The 23608-nt window shown below is 67.1% G+C and carries 25 protein-coding genes; 18 read left to right on the top strand and 7 right to left on the bottom strand.

Translation table 11 applies throughout. From position 1 onward, the window contains the following. Nucleotides 1-15 precede the first annotated feature (15 nt). Together ACLARN_RS10520 and ACLARN_RS10515 are read left to right on the top strand one after the other, a co-directional pair. Nucleotides 16-1161 (top strand): glycosyltransferase, encoded by a 1146-nt coding sequence (locus tag ACLARN_RS10520; protein ID WP_409491139.1) that lies wholly within the window; start codon nucleotides 16-18, stop codon nucleotides 1159-1161. A 90-nt stretch (nucleotides 1162-1251) separates the two neighbouring features. After that, complete coding sequence (locus ACLARN_RS10515) at nucleotides 1252-1656, top strand: hypothetical protein (protein WP_409491138.1); 405 nt, start codon at nucleotides 1252-1254, stop codon at nucleotides 1654-1656. A 4-nt stretch (nucleotides 1657-1660) separates the two neighbouring features. On the opposite strand, the gene ACLARN_RS10510 is transcribed toward ACLARN_RS10515, so the two are convergent. Next, complete coding sequence (locus ACLARN_RS10510) at nucleotides 1661-2092, bottom strand: winged helix-turn-helix transcriptional regulator (RefSeq protein ID WP_409491137.1); 432 nt, start codon at nucleotides 2090-2092, stop codon at nucleotides 1661-1663. On the opposite strand from ACLARN_RS10510, the gene ACLARN_RS10505 reads away from it, so the two are divergent. Beyond that, nucleotides 2091-2654 (top strand): hypothetical protein, encoded by a 564-nt coding sequence (locus tag ACLARN_RS10505; protein ID WP_409491136.1) that lies wholly within the window; start codon nucleotides 2091-2093, stop codon nucleotides 2652-2654. The genes ACLARN_RS10510 and ACLARN_RS10505 overlap by 2 nt on opposite strands. Before the next feature lie 3 nt (nucleotides 2655-2657). On the opposite strand, the gene ACLARN_RS10500 is transcribed toward ACLARN_RS10505, so the two are convergent. Then, nucleotides 2658-2894 carry a hypothetical protein gene (locus tag ACLARN_RS10500; protein ID WP_409491135.1) on the bottom strand — a complete coding sequence of 79 codons (237 nt, stop codon included), beginning with the start codon at nucleotides 2892-2894 and terminating at the stop codon, nucleotides 2658-2660. 155 nt (nucleotides 2895-3049) lie between these two features. Next, the gene (locus tag ACLARN_RS10495; protein ID WP_409491134.1) at nucleotides 3050-3622 is read right to left on the bottom strand and encodes a peptide deformylase; all 573 of its coding nucleotides are present in this window, start codon (nucleotides 3620-3622) and stop codon (nucleotides 3050-3052) included. Between the two features lie 45 nt (nucleotides 3623-3667). Here ACLARN_RS10495 and ACLARN_RS10490 point away from each other — a divergent pair, with 45 nt between their 5' ends. After that, nucleotides 3668-4219: a PadR family transcriptional regulator gene (locus ACLARN_RS10490; RefSeq protein ID WP_409491133.1), complete on the top strand. Its 552-nt coding sequence runs from the start codon at nucleotides 3668-3670 to the stop codon at nucleotides 4217-4219. A gap of 70 nt (nucleotides 4220-4289) precedes the next feature. On the opposite strand, the gene ACLARN_RS10485 is transcribed toward ACLARN_RS10490, so the two are convergent. Together ACLARN_RS10485 and ACLARN_RS10480 are read right to left on the bottom strand one after the other, a co-directional pair. Continuing rightward, nucleotides 4290-4427, bottom strand: coding sequence for a hypothetical protein (locus ACLARN_RS10485; protein ID WP_409491132.1), 138 nt, complete (start codon nucleotides 4425-4427; stop codon nucleotides 4290-4292). Between the two features lie 488 nt (nucleotides 4428-4915). Further along, nucleotides 4916-5530, bottom strand: coding sequence for a C39 family peptidase (locus ACLARN_RS10480; RefSeq protein ID WP_409491131.1), 615 nt, complete (start codon nucleotides 5528-5530; stop codon nucleotides 4916-4918). Between the two features lie 471 nt (nucleotides 5531-6001). Here ACLARN_RS10480 and ACLARN_RS10475 point away from each other — a divergent pair, with 471 nt between their 5' ends. Together ACLARN_RS10475 and ACLARN_RS10470 are read left to right on the top strand one after the other, a co-directional pair. Then, nucleotides 6002-6904: a phytanoyl-CoA dioxygenase family protein gene (locus tag ACLARN_RS10475; protein WP_409491130.1), complete on the top strand. Its 903-nt coding sequence runs from the start codon at nucleotides 6002-6004 to the stop codon at nucleotides 6902-6904. 10 nt (nucleotides 6905-6914) lie between these two features. Then, nucleotides 6915-7853: a DMT family transporter gene (locus tag ACLARN_RS10470; RefSeq protein WP_409491129.1), complete on the top strand. Its 939-nt coding sequence runs from the start codon at nucleotides 6915-6917 to the stop codon at nucleotides 7851-7853. A gap of 66 nt (nucleotides 7854-7919) precedes the next feature. On the opposite strand, the gene ACLARN_RS10465 is transcribed toward ACLARN_RS10470, so the two are convergent. After that, nucleotides 7920-8120 (bottom strand): hypothetical protein, encoded by a 201-nt coding sequence (locus tag ACLARN_RS10465; RefSeq protein ID WP_409491128.1) that lies wholly within the window; start codon nucleotides 8118-8120, stop codon nucleotides 7920-7922. A gap of 670 nt (nucleotides 8121-8790) precedes the next feature. Here ACLARN_RS10465 and ACLARN_RS10460 point away from each other — a divergent pair. The 12 genes from ACLARN_RS10460 to ACLARN_RS10405 all read left to right on the top strand — a co-directional run bounded on the left by ACLARN_RS10460 (nucleotide 8791) and on the right by ACLARN_RS10405 (nucleotide 21385). Further along, entirely contained in the window at nucleotides 8791-9381 is a 591-nt protein-coding gene (locus ACLARN_RS10460) for a cysteine hydrolase (RefSeq protein WP_409491127.1), read from the top strand. 52 nt (nucleotides 9382-9433) lie between these two features. Further along, nucleotides 9434-10459 carry a hydrogenase expression/formation protein HypE gene (gene hypE, locus ACLARN_RS10455; RefSeq protein WP_409491126.1) on the top strand — a complete coding sequence of 342 codons (1026 nt, stop codon included), beginning with the start codon at nucleotides 9434-9436 and terminating at the stop codon, nucleotides 10457-10459. Between the two features lie 31 nt (nucleotides 10460-10490). Beyond that, on the top strand, nucleotides 10491-12818 hold the full coding sequence (hypF, locus tag ACLARN_RS10450; protein ID WP_409491125.1) for a carbamoyltransferase HypF: 2328 nt from the start codon (nucleotides 10491-10493) through the stop codon (nucleotides 12816-12818). Beyond that, entirely contained in the window at nucleotides 12815-13804 is a 990-nt protein-coding gene (locus tag ACLARN_RS10445) for an NAD-dependent epimerase/dehydratase family protein (RefSeq protein ID WP_409491124.1), read from the top strand. Before hypF ends, ACLARN_RS10445 begins: the two co-directional genes overlap by 4 nt. A 31-nt stretch (nucleotides 13805-13835) precedes the next feature. Next, a complete protein-coding gene (locus ACLARN_RS10440; RefSeq protein WP_409491123.1) occupies nucleotides 13836-14996 on the top strand; it encodes a DegT/DnrJ/EryC1/StrS family aminotransferase in 1161 nt (386 codons plus the stop codon). Beyond that, nucleotides 14993-15451, top strand: coding sequence for an NUDIX hydrolase (locus tag ACLARN_RS10435; protein WP_409491122.1), 459 nt, complete (start codon nucleotides 14993-14995; stop codon nucleotides 15449-15451). The genes ACLARN_RS10440 and ACLARN_RS10435 overlap by 4 nt, the downstream gene beginning before the upstream one ends. After that, nucleotides 15448-16254, top strand: coding sequence for an inositol monophosphatase family protein (locus ACLARN_RS10430; RefSeq protein ID WP_409491121.1), 807 nt, complete (start codon nucleotides 15448-15450; stop codon nucleotides 16252-16254). Before ACLARN_RS10435 ends, ACLARN_RS10430 begins: the two co-directional genes overlap by 4 nt. A gap of 23 nt (nucleotides 16255-16277) precedes the next feature. Next, complete coding sequence (locus ACLARN_RS10425) at nucleotides 16278-17537, top strand: MFS transporter (protein WP_409491120.1); 1260 nt, start codon at nucleotides 16278-16280, stop codon at nucleotides 17535-17537. Continuing rightward, entirely contained in the window at nucleotides 17521-19164 is a 1644-nt protein-coding gene (locus ACLARN_RS10420) for a hypothetical protein (RefSeq protein ID WP_409491119.1), read from the top strand. The genes ACLARN_RS10425 and ACLARN_RS10420 overlap by 17 nt, the downstream gene beginning before the upstream one ends. A 140-nt stretch (nucleotides 19165-19304) precedes the next feature. Continuing rightward, on the top strand, nucleotides 19305-19433 hold the full coding sequence (locus tag ACLARN_RS10415) for a hypothetical protein (protein ID WP_409491118.1): 129 nt from the start codon (nucleotides 19305-19307) through the stop codon (nucleotides 19431-19433). A 115-nt stretch (nucleotides 19434-19548) separates the two neighbouring features. Then, nucleotides 19549-19959, top strand: coding sequence for a hypothetical protein (locus ACLARN_RS10410; RefSeq protein WP_409491117.1), 411 nt, complete (start codon nucleotides 19549-19551; stop codon nucleotides 19957-19959). A 193-nt stretch (nucleotides 19960-20152) separates the two neighbouring features. Further along, nucleotides 20153-21385 carry a DUF222 domain-containing protein gene (locus ACLARN_RS10405; protein ID WP_409491116.1) on the top strand — a complete coding sequence of 411 codons (1233 nt, stop codon included), beginning with the start codon at nucleotides 20153-20155 and terminating at the stop codon, nucleotides 21383-21385. Between the two features lie 307 nt (nucleotides 21386-21692). Here ACLARN_RS10405 and ACLARN_RS10400 read toward each other — a convergent pair whose 3' ends face one another. Further along, nucleotides 21693-23540: a hypothetical protein gene (locus ACLARN_RS10400; RefSeq protein ID WP_409491115.1), complete on the bottom strand. Its 1848-nt coding sequence runs from the start codon at nucleotides 23538-23540 to the stop codon at nucleotides 21693-21695. Nucleotides 23541-23608: the final 68 nt, after the last annotated feature.

Raw genomic sequence — 23608 nt, 5'->3', positions numbered from 1 at the left:
GGATATTGTTGATGCATGCGGATGATATTCACGGCCCTCGGGGGCTACGGACACGCTTTTCCGCTCATCCCGCTCGCCGTCGCCGCGCGCGACGCCGGGCACGATGTCAGTTTCGCGACCGCCGCGTCCTTCCTGCCGAACATCGAAAGAGCGGGTATCACCGGTCTCCGGGCCGGAATCACCCCGCAGGAAGCGTTCATCGAGGAGTTGAACAAGGTCGACGGGGACCCGAGAGGGCTTCCGCCGGACGCGCTGCACCAGATCACCGGCCGGGTGTTCGGCGAGATCCTGCCACGGGCCGTCGTCGCCGACCTCGAGCCGGTCTTGGCCGAGCGGCCGGACCTGGTGATCTACGAGACGATGAACGCCGGTGGCGCGTTCGCGGCCAAACTCGCCGGGATCCCTTCCGCCAGCCACAACTTCGGTCGCGTGGCGGAATACGACTCCGGCAAGGAGATCCGCGAGCAGGTTCGGGCGACCGCCGCCACATTCGGTGTCGAGGGCGAACTGGAGACCGCGTTCGGCGACCCTGTCTTCGACATCTGCCCGGAGTCGGTGCAGTCACAGGAATTCCTCGCCACGGCGAAGCGGATCCCGCTGAGGCCGACCGGCTGGAGCACGCCGGGTGACCTGCCCGCCGGGATCGCCGACCGCGACCGGAGCCGCCCGCTCGCGTACCTGACACTGGGCACCCAGTACGGGAACACCGACGTGCTGACCGCGGCGATCACCGGCCTGGCCGCGCTCGACCTCGACGTACTGGTCGCCACCGGCCCGACCGTCGAGGTCGAATTGCTGGGAGACGTGCCGGGGAACGTGCGGCTCGAGAGGTGGGTGCCGCAGAGCGAACTGCTGCCGCATCTGGACCTCGTCGTACACCACGGCGGGAGCGGGACGACGATGGGCGCGTTCGGCGCCGGGCTGCCGCAGCTGTTCCTGCCGCAGGGTGCCGACCAGCTCGCCAACGCCGAGGCGTCGGTCAAGGCAGGCGTCGCCGCCCAGCTCGTCGATGAGGAGCTGACGGCCGAAGCCGTCACGGAGAAAGCCCGCACCCTGCTGACGGACACCGCGGTCCGCGACGCCACTCGCGCCCTCGCCAAGGAGGTCGCCGCCATGCCGGCCCCCGCCGAGGTCGTCACCACCCTGCCCGACTACTTCTAGCCGGGGTAACGCGACTGGACCATCCACAATGGACTGAGCGTCCCGGTTGACACCTTGCCCCCGTGTCCAGCCACCTGCGACCGTAAAAGAATGACACGGGTGGCGGGGGAAACCCGCGCGGCGATCGCTCAGCTCGTGCTGCGTCACGGCGAGGACGCAGTCTCATCGCATCTGCCGGGCGAACCCTCCGGAGCGGCGCCGGACGCCGTCGTCGAGCAGTCGCTGGCCGAGGTCGTGAGCGCACATCTACTGGCCTCCTTCGAGGCTCTTTTCCCCATGCTGCGTGATGGCGGCCTCGTGTTCGACGATCCGGCGACGAGCGTCGGCTTCCTCAAACAGCTTGTGGACGGGCTGAACCACGAGGACATCGAGAGGCGGCGGCCACGGTCGACGGACGCCACGATCGGCGGGCTGCACTTTTACCACAATCTGTGCTTCATCGAGAAAGCCACGAACCTGGACGGCAGGCCACCCGCGTGGATCTCGCGCTCCTGAGGACCTACGGGATCGCGTCGGCGCAGCCCATCGCCGGATCCGGCGCGGTCTCACCGGGAGTACGCCGGAGGTGTGCCTCGCCCCAGACCCTGACGCCTTCGACGACGGGCAGGACCGTGGTCCCGTAGGACGTGAGCCGGTAGAGGACGCGCGCCGGGACGGGGCCGGTCACCACCCGTTCGACGAGACCGTCGGCCTCGAGTTCGCGCAGTTGCTCGGCCAGCACCTTGGGTGTGATCGGCGTGCCCCGGCGGCGGAGGCCCGCGAAATGGGATTCGCCGTTGGCGAGCCAGTACAGCAGGGTCAGCTTCCATTTCCCGCCGATCGCGGCGAACGCCGCGGCCATCGGGCAGCCGGGCAGCGGGTTGGGGCGCGAGAGGTTACCTACAGGTGCCTTCTTGTCCATGGCCGTGCTCCACTCGGATAGTCGGACCATGACCGTGCCATACAGAAGGATCCTGATAGCGGGCCTTTCGGCTCTCATGCTGCTCGCGACGGCGGTGTCGGGCGACGCCTCGACGACCACCGACGGCCAACGTGCCTTCGACTGGGAAATCGGCACCTGGCGCTCCTCGGTGCGGGTCCTGGCCGAGCCGCTGTCGGAAACCGCGGACGAGTGGCTCCAGTTCACCGGCACCAGCACCGTGCGACCACTCCTGGACCGGCGCTCGAACGTCCTCGAATTCGAGGTCTCGGGGCCGAACGGGCGCATCGAAGCCCTCAACCTGAGGCTGTACGAGCCTCAGGCACAGCGATGGAGCCTGACCTTCGTCAACATCCGCGACGGTCTGCTCACCCCGGCGGTGTACGGCGGTTTCCGTGGCGGCGCAGGCGAGTTCTACGGCGACGACCAGCTCGGCGGTCGTCCGATCAAGGTGCGTTTCCTCATTTTCCGCCAGGGCCCGGACGAGGCGAGATTCGAGCAGGCGTTCTCGGCCGACGACGGAAAGACCTGGGAAACGAACTGGGTCGCGGTGGATCGCCGGATCCGCCGCTGACGGTCACCGGACCGAATCGGGGGAGTCTTCCCGGGTTTCGACGACCTCGGTCGCGCCTCGTTCGCTGAACGCCGCCCAGAGATTGAAGCCGATGATGGCGACCCCGCCTGCCACCCAAAGCCAGATGAAACCGTTGTTGCGGCCGATTCCGCTGAAAATGCCGAAGAGTAGAATCGCCGCACCGAATACGGCACCGAAAATCGCGACAGGCTTTGACGGTTTCACCTTGTAAGAGGCCATTCGCTGAATCTCCGATCACATCGAATCCGACGAGAGCGGACTGCCCGTGAAGTGGTCACGTCAAACCGGGGCCGCGAGCCCGGCGGCGATGTTGCGCCGAGTGGCGCAACGGGAAAGCCGCCAAAGGGACCAATAAAGCGGGTGGCGGGGCCCGGTCAGTGGCCGAACGGGTCGGGGACGTCGCCGGGCAGCCACGTGTGTCCAGGCGCCGTCCACCCGTTCCTCTTGAGCATGCGCTTCGCGCCTCGCGCGTGCCTGCCGACGAGGCGCTCCAGGTAGAGCTTTCCGGCCAGGTGGTCCGCCTCGTGCTGAAGGCAGCGCGCGAAGAACCCGGTGCCCTCGACGGTGATCGGCCGGCCGTGTCCATCGAAGCCGTCGACGGCCGCCCATCGCGCGCGGCCGGTGGGGAAGACCTCGCCGGGTACCGAAAGACAACCCTCGAGGTCGTCGTCCGGATGGGGCATGGTCTCGGGGATTTCGGACGTCCGCAGGACCGGATTGACGATGTGGCCACGGTAGCGGGTCCCGGTGTCGTCCGGACAGTCGTAGATGAAGACACTTCGGCCGTCCCCGACCTGATTCGCCGCCAGACCGGCCCCGTTGGCGGCGGTGTTGGTCTCGTGGAGATCCGCGATGAGCAGGCGGAGGTCGTCGTCGAACTCGGTGACGGGAACCGCCACCCTGGCCAGCGCCGGCTCGCCGCGGATGAGGATGGGGCGGATGGTCATGCGACGAGAGTACTCAAACGCGAGTACTCGTGTTGTACTAGGGACGTGAACCCGACAAGACTGTTCATCCTCGGCGCGCTGGCCAAACGCGGCCCCATGCACGGCCACCAGCTCCGGCGCGAGGCGCGGATGGACCGCACCGAGCTGTGGTCGCAGGTCAAACCGGGTTCGCTCTACGGCGCGTTGCACCGGCTCGAAGGCGAGAAACTGATCGAACCCGTCCGGACCGAGCAGCTCGGCGCGCTACCCGCGCGCACCGTCTACTCCATCACCGCCGAAGGCCACCGCGAGCTTCGCGCGTTGCGCGACGAGGCCTTCGCGGAAGTGGGCCTCAAACCCGATCCCGTCGACCTCGCGCTGGTCGTCAGCGGCGATCTCGATCGTGAGATGGTGCGGGGCTATCTCGAAGACCGGCTCGCCGCGCTCACGGCACAGGCGACCCAGTTCGGTCACCTGGGCGAGCGCCGGTGGCCCGATCAGTCCGTCGCCGACGACCTGGTCCTGGAGCACGCGCGCCTGCGGATCGAAGCCGAGCTGAAGTGGCATGAGCTGGTGCTCGCACGACTGGACAAACTGTCCGAAGTGGACAAAAGCTAGTCCCCGTGATCTTGTCTTCTCCCTCTAATCACGCGTGTTCTCCTTCCAATCACGCGTGTTCGCCCTTCAATCACGCGAGATCCGGGTTGGGTGCGATCCCGTCGAGCAAGGCCAGCTCGTCGTCGCTGAGCCGGAGGGCGCCCGCCGCGACTTTCTCCTCCAGATGTCCGGGGTGCCGGGGATGGCGAGAATCCGCGGTATTCGGCACCCCCCGCAGTTTTGGAAATGTAAATGTTTCCGCACCGGGTTTCGATTCCTGTGTGCGGCCCGCCGCGTCCGTCGTGAACAAAACATCAGTGCTTTTCGAATTCGAGTCGTCAACGCGATGAGCGCGGTCGAGCACACCTGCGGCGTCGCCGAGATCGCCGCACCACGTGCTCCGTGGCCGGCGCCAGGACATCGCAGATCAGGCTTCACCGCGCCGCTCCGACGTCCTCCTGGCCGGTACCGTCCCCGCCGCGCCGCCATCCAGGGCGTCGCGAAAGCCACTTTCGCGACGTCTGACGTCCCGAAAGTGGCTTTCGCGACACGGCCACCAGGCAGTCGCGAGGAGACTCCCTTCGGTGCCCAGCCAGGAGAGCAAATCTGCTCATGGCCGACCGGGGTGAGGTTCTGGAACACCGGCATCGCCTTGCGGGACGCGCTGGCCCGTGGTCCCCGGCCTGCACTCCGGCGGGTGGCAATCACCCGGCAAGCTCAGCCGGTACGGTCGAAGACCATGGCGCGCATGGCGTAGAACCGCTCGAAGTCCTCGTCCTCCACGCGGGCGCCGTGTTGACTACCTGAGCTGAACCCCGATGGATTGTTGATGTACAGCCCCGATTCGTCCACGGCGGTGACCAGGACCAAATGCCCGCCCCGGGCAGGAGGACTGCTCTTCGGCTCCCTGATCGTTTGATGCACCGACGCGATCACCGGATGCCCCTGTGAGACAAGATTCCGTAGCTCGGGCACACCGAAATCGACCCGCACTTCACCGGTGAGCCCGAACCGGTCCGCGACCCAGCTCAGAAAAGGCGCGTAGATCAAGCCCCGCACACCGTTCTCATGCTGCACGTACCCGCCGAAGCGTTCGCACTCCTTGGCCAGCTCGACACTCGGTGGTACCGCCTGCCCGCGCTGGGCCAGCAACATCCGCAGGCACGCCATCCCGCAGATCCGCCACGACCAGAACTCGTACTCCCGCGCGGAAACGGCCCCGGACTCGGGCCACCGCGGATCGTCGGCCGCGGACATCGCGCCGGTGACGATCGCCTTGACCAGGTCGGGGGATTCCCATTGGGAGAAATATGGAACGGGCGGAGCGGACATGAGCGCAGTATTCCACACCAAAATCGACGGGCAAGAGCGTCGCCGAGGGGTGGTGACCCACCGTACGCCGGGCCGGCACGCATTCCGCCTTTTCGGTGCGTTTCGTATGTGATCGGCCGTACGAATACGAAACATGTCGCGATAGTGCTCGTTGACACCGGATGATTTAGTGACAGTGCCCGGCGGGTAAATCGCAGTGCTCGCTTAATGTCGCCGCGAAGCATGAATGCGCATTCGAGAACAATCTTCGGGACAGTGACATGCTGTCACTCATCCGGCGGATGGTGCTCCGCAATCGTCCGCGACACCCTGGATGCCAGGCGAAACTGGGGATTCAATCGGCGTGTAGCAGATCGGCGCACGCCGTCGTCGAATCAAGGGGAATTCATGGAAATGGCGCGATCTGAAAGAGTGTCCGATCCTGCGAGAACTGATTGGCCAGGGGATGACCAGCAGTGGTGGGACTGGTACATGACACTGGCATCCCAGGCTCCGGCCGAGTCCGCGGCCGTGGCACCGGACCCCGAGCGTTCCGTCGAAATCGAGGCACCCGAATACGAGGTACATGCCAGCCTCGCCGCGCCGTACGCGCTGACCGAGGAAAGCATCTCCTTTTTCCGGCGGAACGGTTATGTGAGACTCCGGAACATGGTGCCGCCCTCGGTGGTCGCGGCGCTTTCCCGGCGAGTCGACGAACTCCTGGACGCGATGCACGGAACCGGGAATGACGGCCGTTTCCTGGCGGTGGAGCAGGTCTGGCTGACCGACCCGTTGGTGCGCGGCGTGACCCTGTCGCGCCGGCTCGGCGACGTCGCCGCACAGCTCATGGGCGTCGAGGGCGTTCGTCTGTATCACGACAACATCCTCTCGAAAGAGCCTGGCTGTGGCCGGACGCCATGGCACCGCGACCACGATCACTATCCGCTGGCTTCTCCCGCGGTCTGTACGTCGTGGTTCCCCCTCCAGCGCATCCCTGCCGCCATGGGCACCTTGACCTGCCTTCCGCGCACTTCGGTCCCCGGCTCGGTGCTGAAGATCCCGGTCTCCGTGGAAAACAGCTCCTATGACGAGCGAGTGGAGGCCGAACTGCGGGCAAACGGGGTGGTCCCGGATTCGAGCCCGTTCGAGCTGGGCGAAGTGTCCTTCCATGCCGCGGATTGCTTCCACACGGCAGGACCCAACCGGACCGGCATCCCTCGCCGCGTCCTGTCGTCCACCTACTATGCCGACGGGACCAACGTCGTCGACAGCCCCACCGTGCTGAGCGGAAAGTGGAAAGACTTCCTGCCGGGCGTCGCGCCGGGGACCCCGGCCGTATCCACCTTGAATCCCTTGGTCGGTTCGACGGCCGCCTTGGCCTCCGCGCGCCGATAGCTCGCGGGTCATGGCAAGCGCGGTAAGAATCGGACTGCTCGCCCTACTGTGGGGATCGACCTTCCTGTGGATCAAGATCTCGCTGAGAGGCTTCACCGCCGTTCAGGTCACCTTTCTGAGGATGGTCATCGGCGCCGCTTTCCTGCTGGTGGTTCTGTGGATCCTCCGCCGACGGCGGATGGCGCCGAGGTCCCTTCCTTGGAGACATATCCTGGTATCCGCCGCACTGGCGAACGCGATTCCGTATCTGCTGTTCACCATGGCGGAAAAGGAAATCGGCTCCTCATCGGCGGGAGTCATCAACGCCTCGACCCCCATGTGGACTTTCCTCGCCGCGTGGGCCTTCGACCGAGGGCAGCGCGATAGCCACGTTCGGCAGACACCAGGTCTGGTGATCGGATTCCTGGGCTGCGTACTCATCTTCAGTCCGTGGAAAGAAGATTCCGACTTGATGAGCTGGGGCGGACTCGAGTGCCTGATCGGGGCCATGTTCCTCGGAGTCAGCTACGTCTACATGTCACGTTTCCTGACGAACAGGGGAATTTCGCCACTGATCCTGTCGGCCGGGCAGCTCTCGGCCGCAAGCGTGCTGCTCGTGCCCGCTCTCGCCGTCGAAGGGGCGCCTATGCTCGAACCGCGAGCAGATGCTTTGATCGCCTTGGCGATTCTCGGTCTCTTCGGTACCGGAGTGGCGTACATTCTCAATTACCGCATCATCTCCGACGACGGCACCGTGAAGGCCTCGACGGTGACGTACCTGCTCCCGGTCGTCTCCATAATCCTGGGCGCGGCAGTGCTCGACGAGCGGCCCACCCCGACGATGCTGATGGGCGTGGTGACCGTCCTCGCCGGCGTGGCGCTGACCCGCCGGAACGAGGACAAGACCCATCGGCGCCTCGGAAAGGAAGTGGATTCCGTCGAGATGGCTCTACGACGTCCGGGGAAGTGAACTGTTCTGGCTCCACCGGATCATCGGCTCAACGGTGGCCTTCAGGACACGGGAAACGCCCCGCGGTCAGGGTTCCGACTCCGCCAGGTGATCCAGGATGGCGGCGGGTTCCGGCATCGCCGCGATCCGCGTGGCGAGGGACGCGGCCGAGTCGCGGTAGGCGGGGTCGGCGAGCACCGTGCGGACGGCGTCGCGGATCCCGTTCCGGGTGGGGGAGCCCGCATCGGTGAGCACACCTGCCCGGGCGCCGTCGACCTGGGCTGCCATGTCGAACTGGGCGAGTATCTCCCCCAAGCCTGACGGGCGGCGGCCTCGTCGACCGGTCCGTCCACGCCGATCGTCGGCCAGCCACTCGCCCGTGAGTGCTCGACCGCGTTCGACCCGGTCGCGAACACGACGTCGTGGCCATGGTCCCGTGCGGCGACGGCCAACGGCAGCAGCGGAACGATATGGCTGTAACCCGCACCGGCGGAGAAGAACAGACGCATTGCCGAAGGGTACCGATGTTCGGGCGACGAAGTGGTCCGGTGACTGATGAAGCAGGTATCCCGACGGGCTTGATCCTTTTGCCGCACTACGGATTTCGGAGCTGCCGCAGGTGCGACATGGCCGCTGTCGGCGCGGGTATCCGTATGTAGCGGGACCGAATTCTGTGGAATTCACAGAAGGCCGGGTAATTGATCTTTCGGGGGAGAATCCGGGTCTTGACACGGTGACATTCGCTGGGTAGACAAAGGTGTGTCAGTGGTCTCGACCATTAGGCGGCTGGGGCGAGAATCTGAAAATAAAGGGGGACTGGGGGAGCGAGTCTTTCTGACGGGATTCGTTTTGCGGCCATAGGTCGTTCTCTGGGGACTTCTTTCGTTCGATCCTGCTGGATCATTTCCGTGTCTCATGGGTTTTCGTTATCCGTCATTCCTCTCGACAAGGAGCTGTCATGGGCAAAATCGCTGTCATCACCAACGATCTTCAGGGTGACGTGGTCTACCTGACCCCCGAGCGCACCGCGGTGATGACCGACGCGCAGCCCCACTACATCGCCTTCCTCGACGAGATGCGGCGGCGGGGACACACGGTCTACCACCTGCAGCTGATCAACCTGCCCGACGACCCGAACGCGAACCGTCGCGCGGACGGAACCCTGCCGCTGCAACGCGAAACCGAGGGCGCTGCGATTCTTCCCGCGTTCCTCGGCGAGGGTGACGTCGTCGTGGAGAAGAACAAGGACAGCGGTTTCTACGAGACGAAATTGCACGATCTGCTCCAGGCGGAGGGCGTCGAGACCGTCGTGGTCACCGGATTGCAGACCCAGATCTGTGTCCAGACCACCGCCGCCGACGCGTTCTTCCGCGGTTACAACGTCTGGGTGCCCGCCGAATGCGTCGTTTCCGACAAGACAGAGGATCGCGATCGCTCTCTCGCCTGGCTGGCCGGTTATTGCGCCACGGTCGCGAGCTCGAAAGAGATCTTGGAAACCCTCGACGTCAAGGGTGAACTGCCCCGAATGGTCGTCAAGACCCTTCCTTGAGCCCTGTCCGAAAGGGCTTCCGGCCCTCGCTCGAAGAAAGGTAGGACGCCCGATGGCGAACTCGGTGACCGGCCTCGACGAGGTCGTCCTCGACCACGGAAGTGGAGCCAAACTCAGCGGCGAGTTGATCTCCTTCGTCGTCGAGACACTCGGGGAGGTGTACATCGGCGAGATGGAGGACAGCGCGATGCTCTCCATTCCCGCCGGGAAGATCGCGATGACCACGGACTCGTTCGTGGCCGACCCGCCGTTCTTCGGCAATGGGGACATCGGCAAGATCTCGGTCTGTGGCACGGTGAACGACCTCGCCGTGGTCGGCGCGCGGCCGCTCTACCTGACACTCGGGATGATCCTGGAGACGGGGTTGCCGATGGCCCGTCTCCACCAGGTGTGCACGTCGATCCGGGAGACGGCGCTCGAGGCAGGTGTCCAGATCGTCTGCGGTGACACCAAAGTGGTCCGTAAGGGTGAGGTCGACCAGATCTACCTCAACACCGCGGGTATCGGCGTCTTCGAGCGCGCGCCGCTGCGGATGCGTGACGTCCGGCCCGGTGACCGGGTGATCCTCAGCGGACCGATCGGCAATCACACGGTGCATCTGCTGTCGATCCGAGAGGGCCTCGGATTCGAGCAGCGGGTGCTGAGTGATTGCGCGCCGCTCAACGGGCTCATGGACGCGTTGTTGACGACGGTCGGCGAGGGTGCGGTGCATTCGGTCCGGGACGTCACCCGCGGTGGGCTGGCCGCCGTCCTGCACGAGTACGCCAGGGCGTCCGGGCACACCGTCCGGTTCGAGCAGAACCGGCTGCCCATTCAGTTCGAGACCGTGATGGCCGCGGACATGCTGGGAATCAACGCGATTCACGCCGCGAACGAGGGTTGTCTGTGCCTGTTCGTCGATCCCGCGGCGGAGCAGGACGTGCTGGCCGTGCTCCGCTCGCACAAGTACGGCGCCGAGGCGACGACGATCGGCGAGGTGACGGGGGACGCGGATCCGATCGTGCTCAGGCGCGACGCGGACGGGCGGGATTCCGTGGTCGAGGAACTTCAGGGTGCCGAGCTGCCGCGTCTGTGCTGATCAGTGAAGTGCTGAGCGGGGAGGTGACGAGATGCCGAGTAGCGATCTGAGTGTCCGGCGAAGTATTCGCGTGGCAGGGGTGGTCCAGGGCGTGGGGTACCGGCCCTTCGTCTACAAGCTCGCGTTGAACTGCGACCTGACCGGCTGGGTGCTCAACGACCCGGAGGGCGTGCTGATCGAGGTCACCGGCAGGCCGGAGGAGGTGCACCGCTTCACCGAAGGCCTCAGCACACAGGCACCGCCCCAGGCCAGGGTCACGGCGGTGCAGGTGAACGACCTGCCCGAGGCCGAGGCGCGGCCGGAAGGGTTTACCATCCGGGAAAGCAGGCACGGCGGCCTCCGGACCACGGTCGTGCCCGCCGACTCCTACGTCTGCGCCGACTGCCGCGCCGAGCTGCGTGATCCGGCCGACCGTCGCTACCGGTATCCGTTCATCAACTGCACCAACTGCGGCCCGCGGTACTCGATCATCCGCGAGCTGCCCTACGACCGGGCCGTCACCACGATGGCGAGCTTCACCATGTGCCGCCCATGTGCCACCGAGTACGGGGACCCGTTGGACCGTCGCTATCACGCCCAGCCCAACGCCTGCCCCGACTGCGGTCCCCGGCTGTTGCTGGCCGGCTCCGGCGGTGAGACGGCTTCGGGGGAGGAAGCGCTGGCCGCGGCCACGGCGGCGCTTACCGAGGGCGGGATCGTCGCGGTCAAGAGCGTCGGCGGATTCCACCTCGCGGTCAACGCCCGTGACGGCGAGGCGGTCGCCCGGCTCCGGACTCGCAAACGGCGCGATTCCAAGCCGTTCGCGGTGATGGCACGCGATCTGGGCACGGTCGAGGGTTTCGCCGAGGTCCGTCCGGCCGAGGCCGAACTACTGCTCTCCCCCGCCCGCCCGATCGTGTTGCTGCGTAAGCGTTCCCCGGGACTGCCGGGGCAGATCGCCCCCCGCAATCCCAATCTCGGCGTCATGCTCCCGTCCGCGCCGGTGCACCATCTGCTGCTCGACCACGCCGGACTGGACACCCTGGTCATGACCAGCGGCAACATTTCCGGCTATCCGATCGTGTTCCGCAACGAGGACGCGCTGGCGCAGCTCTTCGCCGTCGCCGACCTGATCCTCTACAACGACCGTGACATCGAAGTCCGGGTCGACGACTCGATCGTCCGGTACTCCGAGCATCCCGAACTCGGCGAGCCACTGGTCGGTTTCATCCGCCGGTCCCGCGGCTACGCGCCGTATCCCGTGGAGGTCGGCAGGCAGCTGGCGCCGCTGGTGGCCTACGGCGCCGAGCTGAAGACGACCGTCGCGTTGAGCAGCGGCTCACGCGTCTATGTCAGCCAGCACATCGGCGACATCAAGAACGACGAGACGTTCGGGGCGCATCGAGAGGCCGTCCGTCATCTCGCCGACCTGCACGAGCTGCGCCCGCGGCACGCCGCCGTTGACCTGCATCCGCAGTTCCGCGCGACCCGGTACGCCTTTCAGGAGCAGGGCGAATCCTTCGAACAGGTCGTCCCGGTCCAGCACCATCACGCGCATATGGCTTCCTGTATGGCGGAGAACCGGCTCGACGGCGAGACCATCGGTGTCATCTTCGACGGCACCGGATACGGCGACGACGGCACCATCTGGGGTGGCGAGTTCCTCGTCGGCGGCTATCGCGACGCACGCCGCGTCGCGCATCTGCGGACCGTGCCGCTCCTGGGCGGCGACAAGGCGGTCACCGAACCGATCAGGACGGGTTTCGCGCTCGCGCTGGACGCGTTCGGCGAGACTTCCGCCGCGGTCACCGCCTTCCCGGTGCTGGAGACCCTCGACGAGCAGCAGCGGCACGTCTTCGCCACCATGGCGCGGCGCGGGATCAACGCTCCACCCGCGTCCAGTATGGGCCGGTTGTTCGACGGCGTCGCCGCGTTGCTGGCCATCACCACGCACGCCGAATACGAGGCGCAGGGCCCGATCGAGCTGGAGGGTCTGCTCGAACGCGACTTCACCATGGCCGAGCAGCGGTACCGATTCGGCCTGAACGACCAGGAAATCGACCCTCGGCCGGTGATCCGGGCGCTCGCCGCGGACCGGGAGGCCGGGCTGGACTCCGCCACGTTGAGCCGTCGGTTCCACTCGGCCGTGGTCGACATGGTCGTCGACCGATGCCAGGCGCTGCGGGAGCCCGGAACGCACCGGGTGGTGCTCTCCGGCGGGGTCTTCCTGAACGAGTTCCTGCTGGTCAACTGCATGGTGGAGCTGCGGAAGGCGGGATTCGACCCGTACTGCCACCAGCAGGTGCCGACCAACGACGGCGGCATTTCGCTCGGTCAGATCGTGGTGGCCGACGCCAGGCTGGGAGACGACGCGCGATGAAGAAGTACCTGATCACCGGCGGACGGGGCTATATCGGATCGGTGCTGACCAGGAGACTCTGCCAAGCCGGGGCGGAGGTCGTGGTCATCGACAACGGTCTGGTCGCCGGTCCGGAACTCGAACTGCCCGGGGTCACCTACATCGACGGCGACGTCCTCGACACGGGGGCCTGGGACAAGGCCCTCGACGGCGTGGCCGCGGTGGTGCACCTGGCGGCGATCGTGGGCGATCCGGCCTGCGGTGTCGACACGGACACCGCGTGGGACGTCAACTATCTCGGCACCATCCGCGTCGCCGAGGCGTGCCGGCGGGCCGGGATCCGGTCGCTGGTCTTCGCTTCCACTTGCAGCAACTACGGCTTCACGGCGGACGCGGAGGTGGGCGTCCTGTCACCCATGTCGCCCCAGTCGGTCTACGCCGAATCCAAGGTGCTGTCCGAGCACTATCTGCTCTCCCTGCCCCGCGACGAGCTTTCCCCTCGCCTGCTGCGGTTCGCCACCATCCACGGCCTGTCCCCGCGGATGCGGTTCGACCTCGCCGTCAACATCATGACGGCGAACGCCGTGGAACACGGCAGGGTCACCGTGCACGGCGGGACCCAGTGGCGGCCCTTCCTGCACGTCGAGGACGCGGCCGCGGCGGTGCACCTGGTCTTGCGGGACGACCGGAGTGCCGCCCCGAGCATCTACAACTGTGGCTTCGGCGAAGAGAACTACCGCATGGACTCCATCGGCAAGCTGATCGCCGAGGAGATCGACGGCGTCCGCATGGAGATCCTCGAAGAGCACACCGATCCACGGAACTACCGGGTGAACTTCGATCCCATCCGGCGGGAGCTGGGCTTCACCCCGAGCCGCCGGGTCGTCGACACCGCCCGGGAAATCCGGGACGCCATGCGCGAAGGGAAGTACTCGGACTTCGCCTCCGCTCGCTACAGCAACTACCTGACCGCGGTGGCCCAGCGCGTGGACCCGGTCTCGGCGTGAGTTTCCGTCCTCCACCCTCAGGAGCCCGACCATGACCGACCTCAGCCCGAGACGTTTTCCCGAACTCGTCCCCATGGCCCGCCCGACCGTGGAAGCCGACGCCGAGATGGAGCTGGCCATCAAGGAGATCCTCCAGTCGGGGATGCTCACCAACGGGCGGTACGTAAGGGAATTCGAGGAAGCCGCGGGCGCGTACCTGGGTGTCGGCCACGTGGTCGCGGTCAGCAGCTGCACCACCGGGTTGATGCTCGTGCTCCGCTGCCTGGAGCTGACCGGTGACGTCGTCGTCCCGAGCTTCACCTTCATGGCTTCCGGCCATGCCATCGACTGGGCGGGACACGGGATCCGGTTCGCCGACTCGGATCCCCGCACCTGGACTCTCGACCCCGATGCCGTGGCCCCGCTCCTGCCGGGGGCGGCCGCCGTGCTGGGGGTGCACACCTTCGGGGTCCCGTGCGACACCGGCCCGCTGCGGGAATTGTGCGACTCGCGGGGGATTCCGCTGATCTTCGACGCCGCGCACGGCTTCGGCAGCCGCTACCCCGACGGGAGCATGGTCGGCGGCAACGGGGTGGCCGAGGTGTTCAGCCTCAGCCCGACCAAAACCCTCAGCACCGGTGAGGGCGGGCTGATCACGACGAACGACGCCGCTCTCGCCGCCAAGCTGAGGATGGCACGCGAATACGGCAATCCCGGCGATTACGACAGCCGCTTCGTCGGACTCAACGGCCGGATGACGGAGGTCTCCGGGTTCATGGGCGTGCACGCGCTCAAACGGTTCTCCCACTGGCTCGGCGTCCGGCGTTCCCTGGCGGAACACTATCGCTCCCGATTGGACGGACTGCCCGGCCTCGAATTCCAGACGGTTCCGGAGGGCGCCGCGAGTTCGTACAAGGATCTGGGGATCCGTGTCGACGCCACCCGCTTCGGGATGACCCGCGACGCGCTGGCCGAGCGGCTGGGGCGGGAGAACGTCAGCACTCGCAAGTACTTCAGCCCGGCCATGCACCAGCAGACCGCCTATCGGGGCGTCCCCGCCGTCACGGAACTGCCCGTGACCGAGGAACTGGCTTCGAGCATGATCACGCTGCCGCTCTACTCTCATATGCCCGCGCGGGTCGTCGACGAGATCTGCGACCTCATCCGCGAAATACACGCGACAGCACAGAAAGCAGGCGGTAGAGCATCGTGAACGACTACGTGGCGGAACTGCGGAAACTGGTCGGAACCCGGCCGCTGATCCTTCCCGGGACCTCGGTCGTGATCACCGATCCGGCCGACCGCGTCCTGCTGCTGGAGCGGGTCGACACCGGCGGCTGGGGACTGCCCGGCGGTCTGATGGAGCCGGGGGAGTCGTTCGAGGAGACCGGGCGGCGGGAGGTCAAGGAGGAGATCGGGCTGGACATCGGCGAGCTGAACCTGCTGGGGCTCTTTTCCGGCGCGGAGTACTACTACCGCTATCCGAACGGCGACGAGATCTACAACATCACCGCCGCGTACGTGGCCCGCCTGCCGGAAACCGCCACCATCGTCCTGGACACCGCGGAGAACAGCACGTGGCGGTTCTTCGGGCTGGACGAGATCCCGGACACCGTGATTTCTCCGGAACAGCCCATCATCGCGGAATACGCCAAGGTCGCGTCATGACCGGTTTCGCGGAGTTCATCGAAACCTGCTTTCGCGAAGCGTCCAAAGTGGCCGTGGGAATGCGGGGCACCGGCGAAGCGACGGTCAAACCGTCGGACGTCAACCAGATCGTGACCGACACGGACCTCGCCATCGGCGCGCTGCTGACCGGGCGGATCAGGGAACGGTATCCGCGGCACGCGATCCTGGAAGAGGAGAGCGGGCCGACGCCCGGCGACGACGAGGTCACCTGGATCGTGGACCCGTTGGACGGCACGAGCAATTACGCCGCGGGCAGCCCGCTCTACGGCGTGATGATGGCGGCGGTCGGCGCCGGGGGAGTCCTCGCGGGCGGCCTCGCGCTGCCGGCGTTCGACACCGTTTACGTCGCCGAATCCGGCAACGGGGCCACGCGCAACGGACAGCCACTCGGACCGCTCCCGGCCACCGGCCCGGAGAGGTCGTTGGTGGCCTTCGGCATGGACAAGGGCCCGCCCGGCCTGATGGCCGCCGAAGGCAGGATCGCCGCGGCACTCGGGACGGCGTGCCTCGGCGTCCGCATGAGCAACAGCGTCTTCGACATCTGCATGGTGGCCGACGGTGCCTACGGGGCGTTCGTGCATCGCGGCTGCCGGATCTGGGACGTGGCGGCCGCGTTGTGCGTACTCGGGGAGTGCGGCGGTGTGTGCACCGATCTCGACGGGCGGCCGCTGGATCTCACCGACCCGCTGACGAAGGCGGATCAGGTCTTCGAAGTCTGCTTGGCCTCGGCCAGCGTGCATCCGGCCGTGATGACCGCGCTGAAAGCGGTGGCCCCCGCGTGAGGGGCCGTTCGCAGGACACCAAGGTGAGTGTCTTCGCCCTGATCCTGGGGCTGACCTGCGGATACGATGCCACCGCGATGGCGGGCGCGCTGCTGCTGGTCACCGACCATTTCGGACTCACGACGACACAGCAGGGTTCGCTGTACGCCGCCACGGCCGCGGGCTGGATCGCCGGCGCCCTCCTGGGCAGCAGGCTCGTCAACGCACTCGGCCGCCGCAAGACCCTGCTCGGCTTGACCTTCCTGTACCTGGTGGCCACCGGCCTCGCCGTCACGGCGGCGAATCCGCTGTGGCTGGGCGCGGGCCGGTTCGGGCAGGGCACCGCGATCGGCATCGCCATCGTGACGACCCCGATCTTCATCGCCGAATCGGCCACGACGCGTGCTCGCGGCCGCATCGCGGTCCTCTACCAGGTGGCGACCTCCGTCGGGATCGCGATGGGCTATTTCGGCGGCTATTTCCTCGCGGACAGCGGGCAGTGGCGGCTGATGCTCGCCATTCCCGGCGTCCTCGCCCTCGCCACCGCGTTGTGGCTGCTGGGGTTGCCCGAGACCGAACGCTGGCGGCAGTTCCGGCAGGAGGGGGCAGCACGCCAGGTGGGCGTCGTGCGCGCGCTGTTCGGGCCCCGCTACCGGAGGCTCACGCTTTTCGTTGTCACGCTCGGGTTTTTCGTCCAGGCCACGGGTATCAACGCGATGGTCTTCTTCAGCCCGCGGATCTTTCAGCACATCGGCTACACCGACGACTTCGGCCTGCTCGTCCTGCCCGGTTTCGTCCAGCTCGCCGGTGCGGCCGCGGCACTCGTCTGCGCGCTGACGATCGACCGGTTCGGCAGGCGGCCGGTGCTGCTCACCGGCACCACCTTGATGGGACTGGGACACGCGCTGCTGGTGATCGGCTTCGCCGCCGATTCTCCCGGTGTGATCGGCTTTCTCGGTCTGATCGCCTTCATCGTCGGCTTCAACTCGGGCTTCGGGGCCCTGGTGTGGGTCTTCGCTGCCGAAGGATTCCCGGATCACCTTCGAGGCGCCGGGGCGTCGGTGATGCTTCTGACGAACCTCACGACGAACCTGTTCGTGGCCCAGTTCTTCCTCGACGTGCTCAACGCCATCGGCGGTTTGCTGACCTTCCTCGTCCTCTTCGCCATCACGGCTTTGGCCTGGATCTTCGTGTTCTTTCTCGCTCCGGAGACGAAGGGCCGGTCACTGGACGAGGTCCAGTCCTATTGGGAAGCGGGCAGACGCTGGCCCGTCTCCGACGACACCCATGCCGCGGCGTCCTGAGCGGCGGTCGGTGCTGGTGATCGGCTCCGGTCGGATCGTGCTCCGCGATACCGCCGCGGCGTGCCGGGTGCTCAAGGCGGAGGGCTTGCGGGTCACAATGGTCGACAGCGACCTGACGACGATGACGACCGACCCGGAGTTCGCCGATTCCACTTACCTGGAGCCGATCGACCCCGGCACGGTCGAGCAGGTCATCGCCAGGGAACGGCCGGACGCCCTGCTCCCGACCGTCGGCGGGCAGGCCGCGCTCGACACCACGGTCGCCCTGTACGAATCCGGTGTGCTGAGCCGGTACGGCGTCGAGCTGATCGGCACCGGTATCGACGCGATCCTGGCGGGTGAGAACCCCGAGGAACTCGCCCGGATCGTCGGGCGAGCGGGTGCCGAGATGGTGCCGGAAGCGTCCGTGCCCGGCTGGAAGAAGTTCGAGTTCGAACTCGTGCATGACCATGAAGGCAAGGTGGCTGTCGCCTGCTCGTCCGGCTCGCTGACCGACCAGGCGTACCGGCGGATATGCGACGTCGCCGTCGCGGTGACCCGGGCGGCCGGTGTGGGCCCCGGTGGCTGCACCGTCCGGCTCGCGGCCGACCCGTCCGGCGGCCGCGTGGTCGTGACCGGGTTCGACGCCCGGGTGGCCAGGTCCAGTGCACTCGCCGTCAAACTGGCCGTCGGTCACACACTGGACGACCTCGGTTTCGTGACGGCGACGCGGCGGCCGTCCGCTACGGGCGACGTGCTCGAGATCGACGTCGACGCCCTCTACGACGGCCACGAGTTGTATCTGGGCGGGGTCATGGAGCGCTTCGAAGCCCCCGGCGACCCGGCCTGCGTGCTGCCGCCGATCACCCTCGGCCGCGCTGATCTCGCCAGGATCCGTGAGTCCACCCGCGTCCTCGCCGAGAGCACCGGACTGCGTGGGCCACTGAACGTCCGGTACGCGCTCACGGCGGGTGCTTTGTCCGTCCTGGAAGCGAATCCGCGGGAAGACCGCACCATCCCGTTCGTGTCGAGGGCCACCGGCGTGCCGCTGGCCAAAGCCGCCGCACGGGTGCTCCTCGGAGCCTGCATCGCCGACCTGCGCGCCGAGGGTCTCCTGCCGCCCACCGGGGACGGCGGCATGCTCCCGCCGGACGCCGCCGTCGCGGTCAAACAGGGTGCGGTGATGGGGATCGACTCGGATTTCGGCACCGCCTACGCCAAGGCGCAGGCCGCCGCGTCCGGCCCGTTGCCCACCAAGGGCCGGGTCTTCGCCGCGTTCGCCGCCCGCGACAACCGGGCGATGATCTTCCCGGTGAAAGCACTAGCGGACAACGGTTTCGAAATCCTGGCCGCCGAAGGAACCGGCACCATCCTCCAGTATCTCGGTGTACCGGTCACGATCGCCCGCGAACACTCCATTGTGGACCTCGTGATGGCGGGTGAGATCGTTTTGGTCGTCGACACCCTGTCCGGGACACCGCGAGACGAGGTCCGTACCGCCGCGGCAGCCCGCGGAATCCCGTACCTCACGACGGTTCAAGGACTGGCCGCCGCGGTGCAAGGCATCGAAGCCGTCAACCGCGGGCACTCGAGTGTCGTCTCGCTTCAGGAGCACATCGCCGCTCTGTGGCCGGCTCGTTCCTGGTAGTGACAGACGCTCGCACGTCGACTACAAGGAGTTGCTCACGCGAGAGTTCTTCGGCGACGAAGACCTCGGCTACCTGCGAGGACGAGTGGCCGGTCGTCCACCACGATCGGGATGCCTGGCATGAGGAGTATCCCGGGTCGATGACAAGTGCCCTCCGCGATCTGCTGGTGAGTACCGGGGAAGACAACATCTTCGGCTGGAGCATCGCGGAAAAACCGGTGGATTTCAGCGGCTACTGGGGAAACCGGTTCATCGCCCATCCTGGCTGAGGCCCCGTTGCCGGAACCAGCACGGGGCGCCGAGCGTCGAATCACCGAAGGGTCGGCAGACCGCTCGACCCGGTGGACCCGGCGCCTTGCGCCGTGAAATAGGGAGGACGTGTCGATGCGCGAAAGCATCAGCAAGATCGGCCTGACCAAAGGAGCGGTGGTCATGATCGGAGCGTTCACCGTCGCGAGTCTTGCGCTACCCGCCACCGCGAACGCCGCACCCGCCGCAGGGTGCTCGGCGTTCATGAACTCTCCGGTCACCGGCGGCTACGAAGCCACCCTCACCTGCAACGGCATCGGGCTTTCCTTCATCGACGGTCTCGGCACCAACCTCACCGATGCCAGTAAGGAGGCACGTGCCCTGGCACAGATCGCGCTCGGCGGTGGCGACACCTGTAGCGCCTTCATGCACGCCACGACTCCAGGCGGCTACAAAGTCACCCTCACCTGCGTCGACACCGGGCTGGTATCCGGTGTGGGCACCACACTGACCGACGCCTCACGGGCTGCCCGCGCGTCCATCTAGTGAGGGAGTCCACCGTGGCGGGTGGCTGCCGGGGACAGCGGCTCTCGTCGGGGCGTGAGGGGTAAGGCAAAGGTGTCGTGTTCGGGCGCGGTCCTGATGCCGGACCGCGCCCCTCTTACCGTGGCCGCGTGATCCGAAACTGTCGGTGGCTGGTTGTAGGTTCCTTTGCGTGGACATTCACAAAGCCGCGTCTGTGGCACTACTTGAAAACACAACCGACCCGAGAGTCTTGGAGGAAATCAATACATCGTTGAAGTTCTTGGATGACACGGATTCTGTTGCTGTGGCGGTTGCGGCGTCGGAGGGGATCGCGCGTTTGGAAGCGGTCCGGTTCCGGGCTTTGGCGCAGCTGAACCGGCATCGTGAGGGCGCGCGGAGTGTCACACAGGAGGTCGCTTTCGCGTTGTCTCTTGTGGACAGTCATGCGGGTGAGATGGTCGCTGCCGCCGAGGCGTTGACCACCCGCCTGCCCCGCACCCTGAACCTGATGGACCAGGGGAAGGTGAGTGGTTTCGGGGCGATGAAAGTCGCCGCCGCCACCGCGTGGCTGTCGGACGAGAACGCCCTCGCCGCGGATGCTCTGCTGGAGGAACGGTTGCCGAGGAAGAATTCCGAGCAGATCCGGAAAGCGGCGAGTCACGCGGCGTCCACGGTGGACCGTGAGGGTGCGGATAAGCGGTGTGAACACCATCGCGAAGGCCGTCGGTTGGCAGTGCGGCAGGGTGAGACCGGGGTGGCGTCGATCGAGATCGAAGACGGCCCCGTCGAAAAGGTCACCGCCGCCTACCGTCGGATCGACCGTCAAGCCAGGGCGCTCAAAACCGGTGGCGAGACTCGCACTCTGGATCAGTTGCGTGCCGATGTCGCGCTCGATCTCCTGCTCGGTGGCCAGGGTGGGGTGAGTGAACGTACGGAGGTGTTCCTCTATATGGATCTGTTCACCTACCTCGGGTTGAATGATGATCCGGCGGAACTGGCCGGGCACGGCCACCTCCCCGCCTCACTCGCCCGCCATATCGCGACCGGCCCGAACACGGTGTTGCGCCGGATCATCACTGACCCGTTGTCAGGGCAAGTGCTGGATCTCGGCCGGGACCGGTACCGGCCCACCGCGGGACTCGATGAGTTCGTCCGGGTGCGGGATCGTGAGTGCCGAAGACCCGGCGTGCGCCACCCCGCCCAGGCCTGCGACCTCGACCATGCGGTGCCGTGGCAGTACGGCGGCCACACCGATGCCGACGACCTCGTCAGCTTCTGCCGCCGCGACCACCGGTTGAAAGACGAACCCGGCTGGACCTACCACCTCACCCCCGACGGCACCTTGACCGTCACCACCCCGACCGGACAGGCCTACGACAGCACACCACCGCCTCTTCACGAACCCCGCACAAGGACGCTCCTCGCCGACGAACCACCACCGTTCTGAACCCCGTCGCCAAAAAACGGCTACAGGATTCATCCGTGCGACTCAAGCCAGGGCTCGGGCACAGCCACCGTGTTGCCGAAAGTCGGCCACGCGTTCTTCCTCGTCACGCAAGGACCCGGTGCTGCCAGTTGCGCGGTTGTCGGGCTTCCGGTCGTTCTGACCCTATTGCCGAGAACCGACCACGCGTTCTTCTGCGCCGCTTGCGGACCCAGTGCCTCCGGCTACGCGGGCGTCGGTCGTCCGCCAGCGGAATCGTTGTCGGTGGATCGGCGCTCAACGTCCTATTGCCACACACCCCTTCCCCTCACTAAGCGACCGTGACCCGTTCGGCGAGGAACAGGTCGACGTTCGGGGCGACGGGTGCGCCGTCCGGCATGGTGTCGGGGGCGGCGGTGTGCACCGGTGGGATCCGTAACCGCATGTCGAGGTAGTGGATCTCACCAGTGCCGACGTCGCGGGCGAACGGCAGGAACGGGAAGCCGTCACCGTGGCCGGTGCGTTCGGCCAGGCCGCCGGGTGCGTAGAGCCGGTCCACCAGCGCGCGTGCCGCGCGGGTGTCGAGCAGTTCGGACGGCGCGCCCGGCACACGCGCGCCGTCGTGTACTCGCCACACCTCGAAAAGTGTCGCGGCGCGCTGACTGTCCACTGTGTCCAGTTGACCCTGGACGTCGTACCGGAGATAAGTGGCACGCAGGTAGTCCAGGTCTTCGTGGCTCGCGGGCCCGCTCCCGGCGAGGCCGTCGAGGATGTCCTTCAGCGGCGGGCAGTCACCGGGGTGGATCGCCGGGGGCTCGGCGACGAACACGAACCGGGGCGGCAGCGATTCCCTGATGTCGTCGGCCGTCGCGTCGATGAGATGCACTGGCAGCGGACCGCTCATCCTGCCATCCCGGTCGAACGCGGCCTGTTCGGCGGGCCAGGTCCAGAACCAGCCGAGCGGGAAGTCCGCGGTGGCCGCGAGCGTACGGGTGCGGTCCGGGGCCGTGCGCAGCGTCGTGGGCTGGCTGCCGAGCTGCCAGTGGTCCGCGGCCAGCTCGCGCAGCCGGGCACGGTCGCCGGCGATCACCGGCGCGTCCTGGCCGGCAGGCAGGTAGGCGCTGAAGGGGCGCGGTCCGAGCACGCGGACGGTGTCGAGCCGGTCCGCGAGATGCTCGTGCCCGCCGAGCGAGTCGACGACGGAAACCGCCAGCCCGCGCCAGAAAAGCGGCAACCGTTCGTCGCCCGCGAGGTCGAGCAGCCGGGCTGGAGCGACGTCGCGGTGGGCGCCGCCGTACAACCGCGACGCGAGCAGCCCGACTACTTCCTCCACAGTGGACAGTAGGTGTTCCCGCCGGAGCCACGGCGCCACCGCGGCGACGGCCTCGCCGGTGTCACGTGCCTGCCACAGTCGAGCAGCGGTGACCGCGAGCGCGTCGTCCGCGTCGGTGTCCAAGTCGGCGACGGGCTCTCCGAGAACGGCGGCGGCCAACGGATGCGCGGCGTACGGTGCCACGAGATCGGCCAATGCCTCGGGATCGACCTGCGTCACCGCGGTGAGCCACAGCCACGTGCCCGCCAGGTCCTCGTCGTCGGGCCCCGGCCAGTCCGCGAGGCGCGCGGTCACCAGGTCGCGGGTGAGCACGCCCAGGTCGCACGCCACCGCGAACGCGTCCTCGGCGACGTCGCCCGTCCCCGCCGCGACCGCGAGCAGCCAATCCCGCTCGTCGCCGGTGACGTCCTTGCCGACGGCGACCGTCCGCACCAGCCGCCGGATCGTGGGGCCGGTGGCGCGCCGGTCGCCGGTCGCCGGGAGTGGGAAGGGTTTGGTCATCACGAACGCCTGATCCGCGCCCGCGTCCACCACCGTGAAGGGCGCCGGTGCCGAGGCCAGCCGCCGCGCCACGTCGTCGTGCGGCCCTTGCCAGTGCACGAGCAGGTCGTCCACCAGCTCACCTTTGCTCGTGAACGCCCGCTGGTGGGACTGCCAGTGCCAGAACGCGTACGGGGTCGCCGCCGGCATGGCGCGGTCCGCCAGTTCCGCGACCGCGTCCTCTCGGCCGTCGGACTGGGTGAAGCGGCTCCGGGACGGCGGGGCCAGCGCGAGGAAGTCCGCGTCGTCGAGTGCGGCGAACCATTTCTTCAGCACCGTGAGGTCACTGGCGGGTCGTTTGGCCATGCCGCAGTATTCCCGGCTTCGGCGCGACGGCGTGCACCACCGTGCTGTTGGCGGGCCGATAGGGTTGA

Origin of the sequence: Amycolatopsis sp. cmx-11-12 (assembly GCF_046269425.1) — a bacterium.
Taxonomy (GTDB): Bacteria; Actinomycetota; Actinomycetes; order Mycobacteriales; family Pseudonocardiaceae; genus Amycolatopsis.
This window is presented reverse-complemented; position numbering and strand designations above follow the sequence as displayed.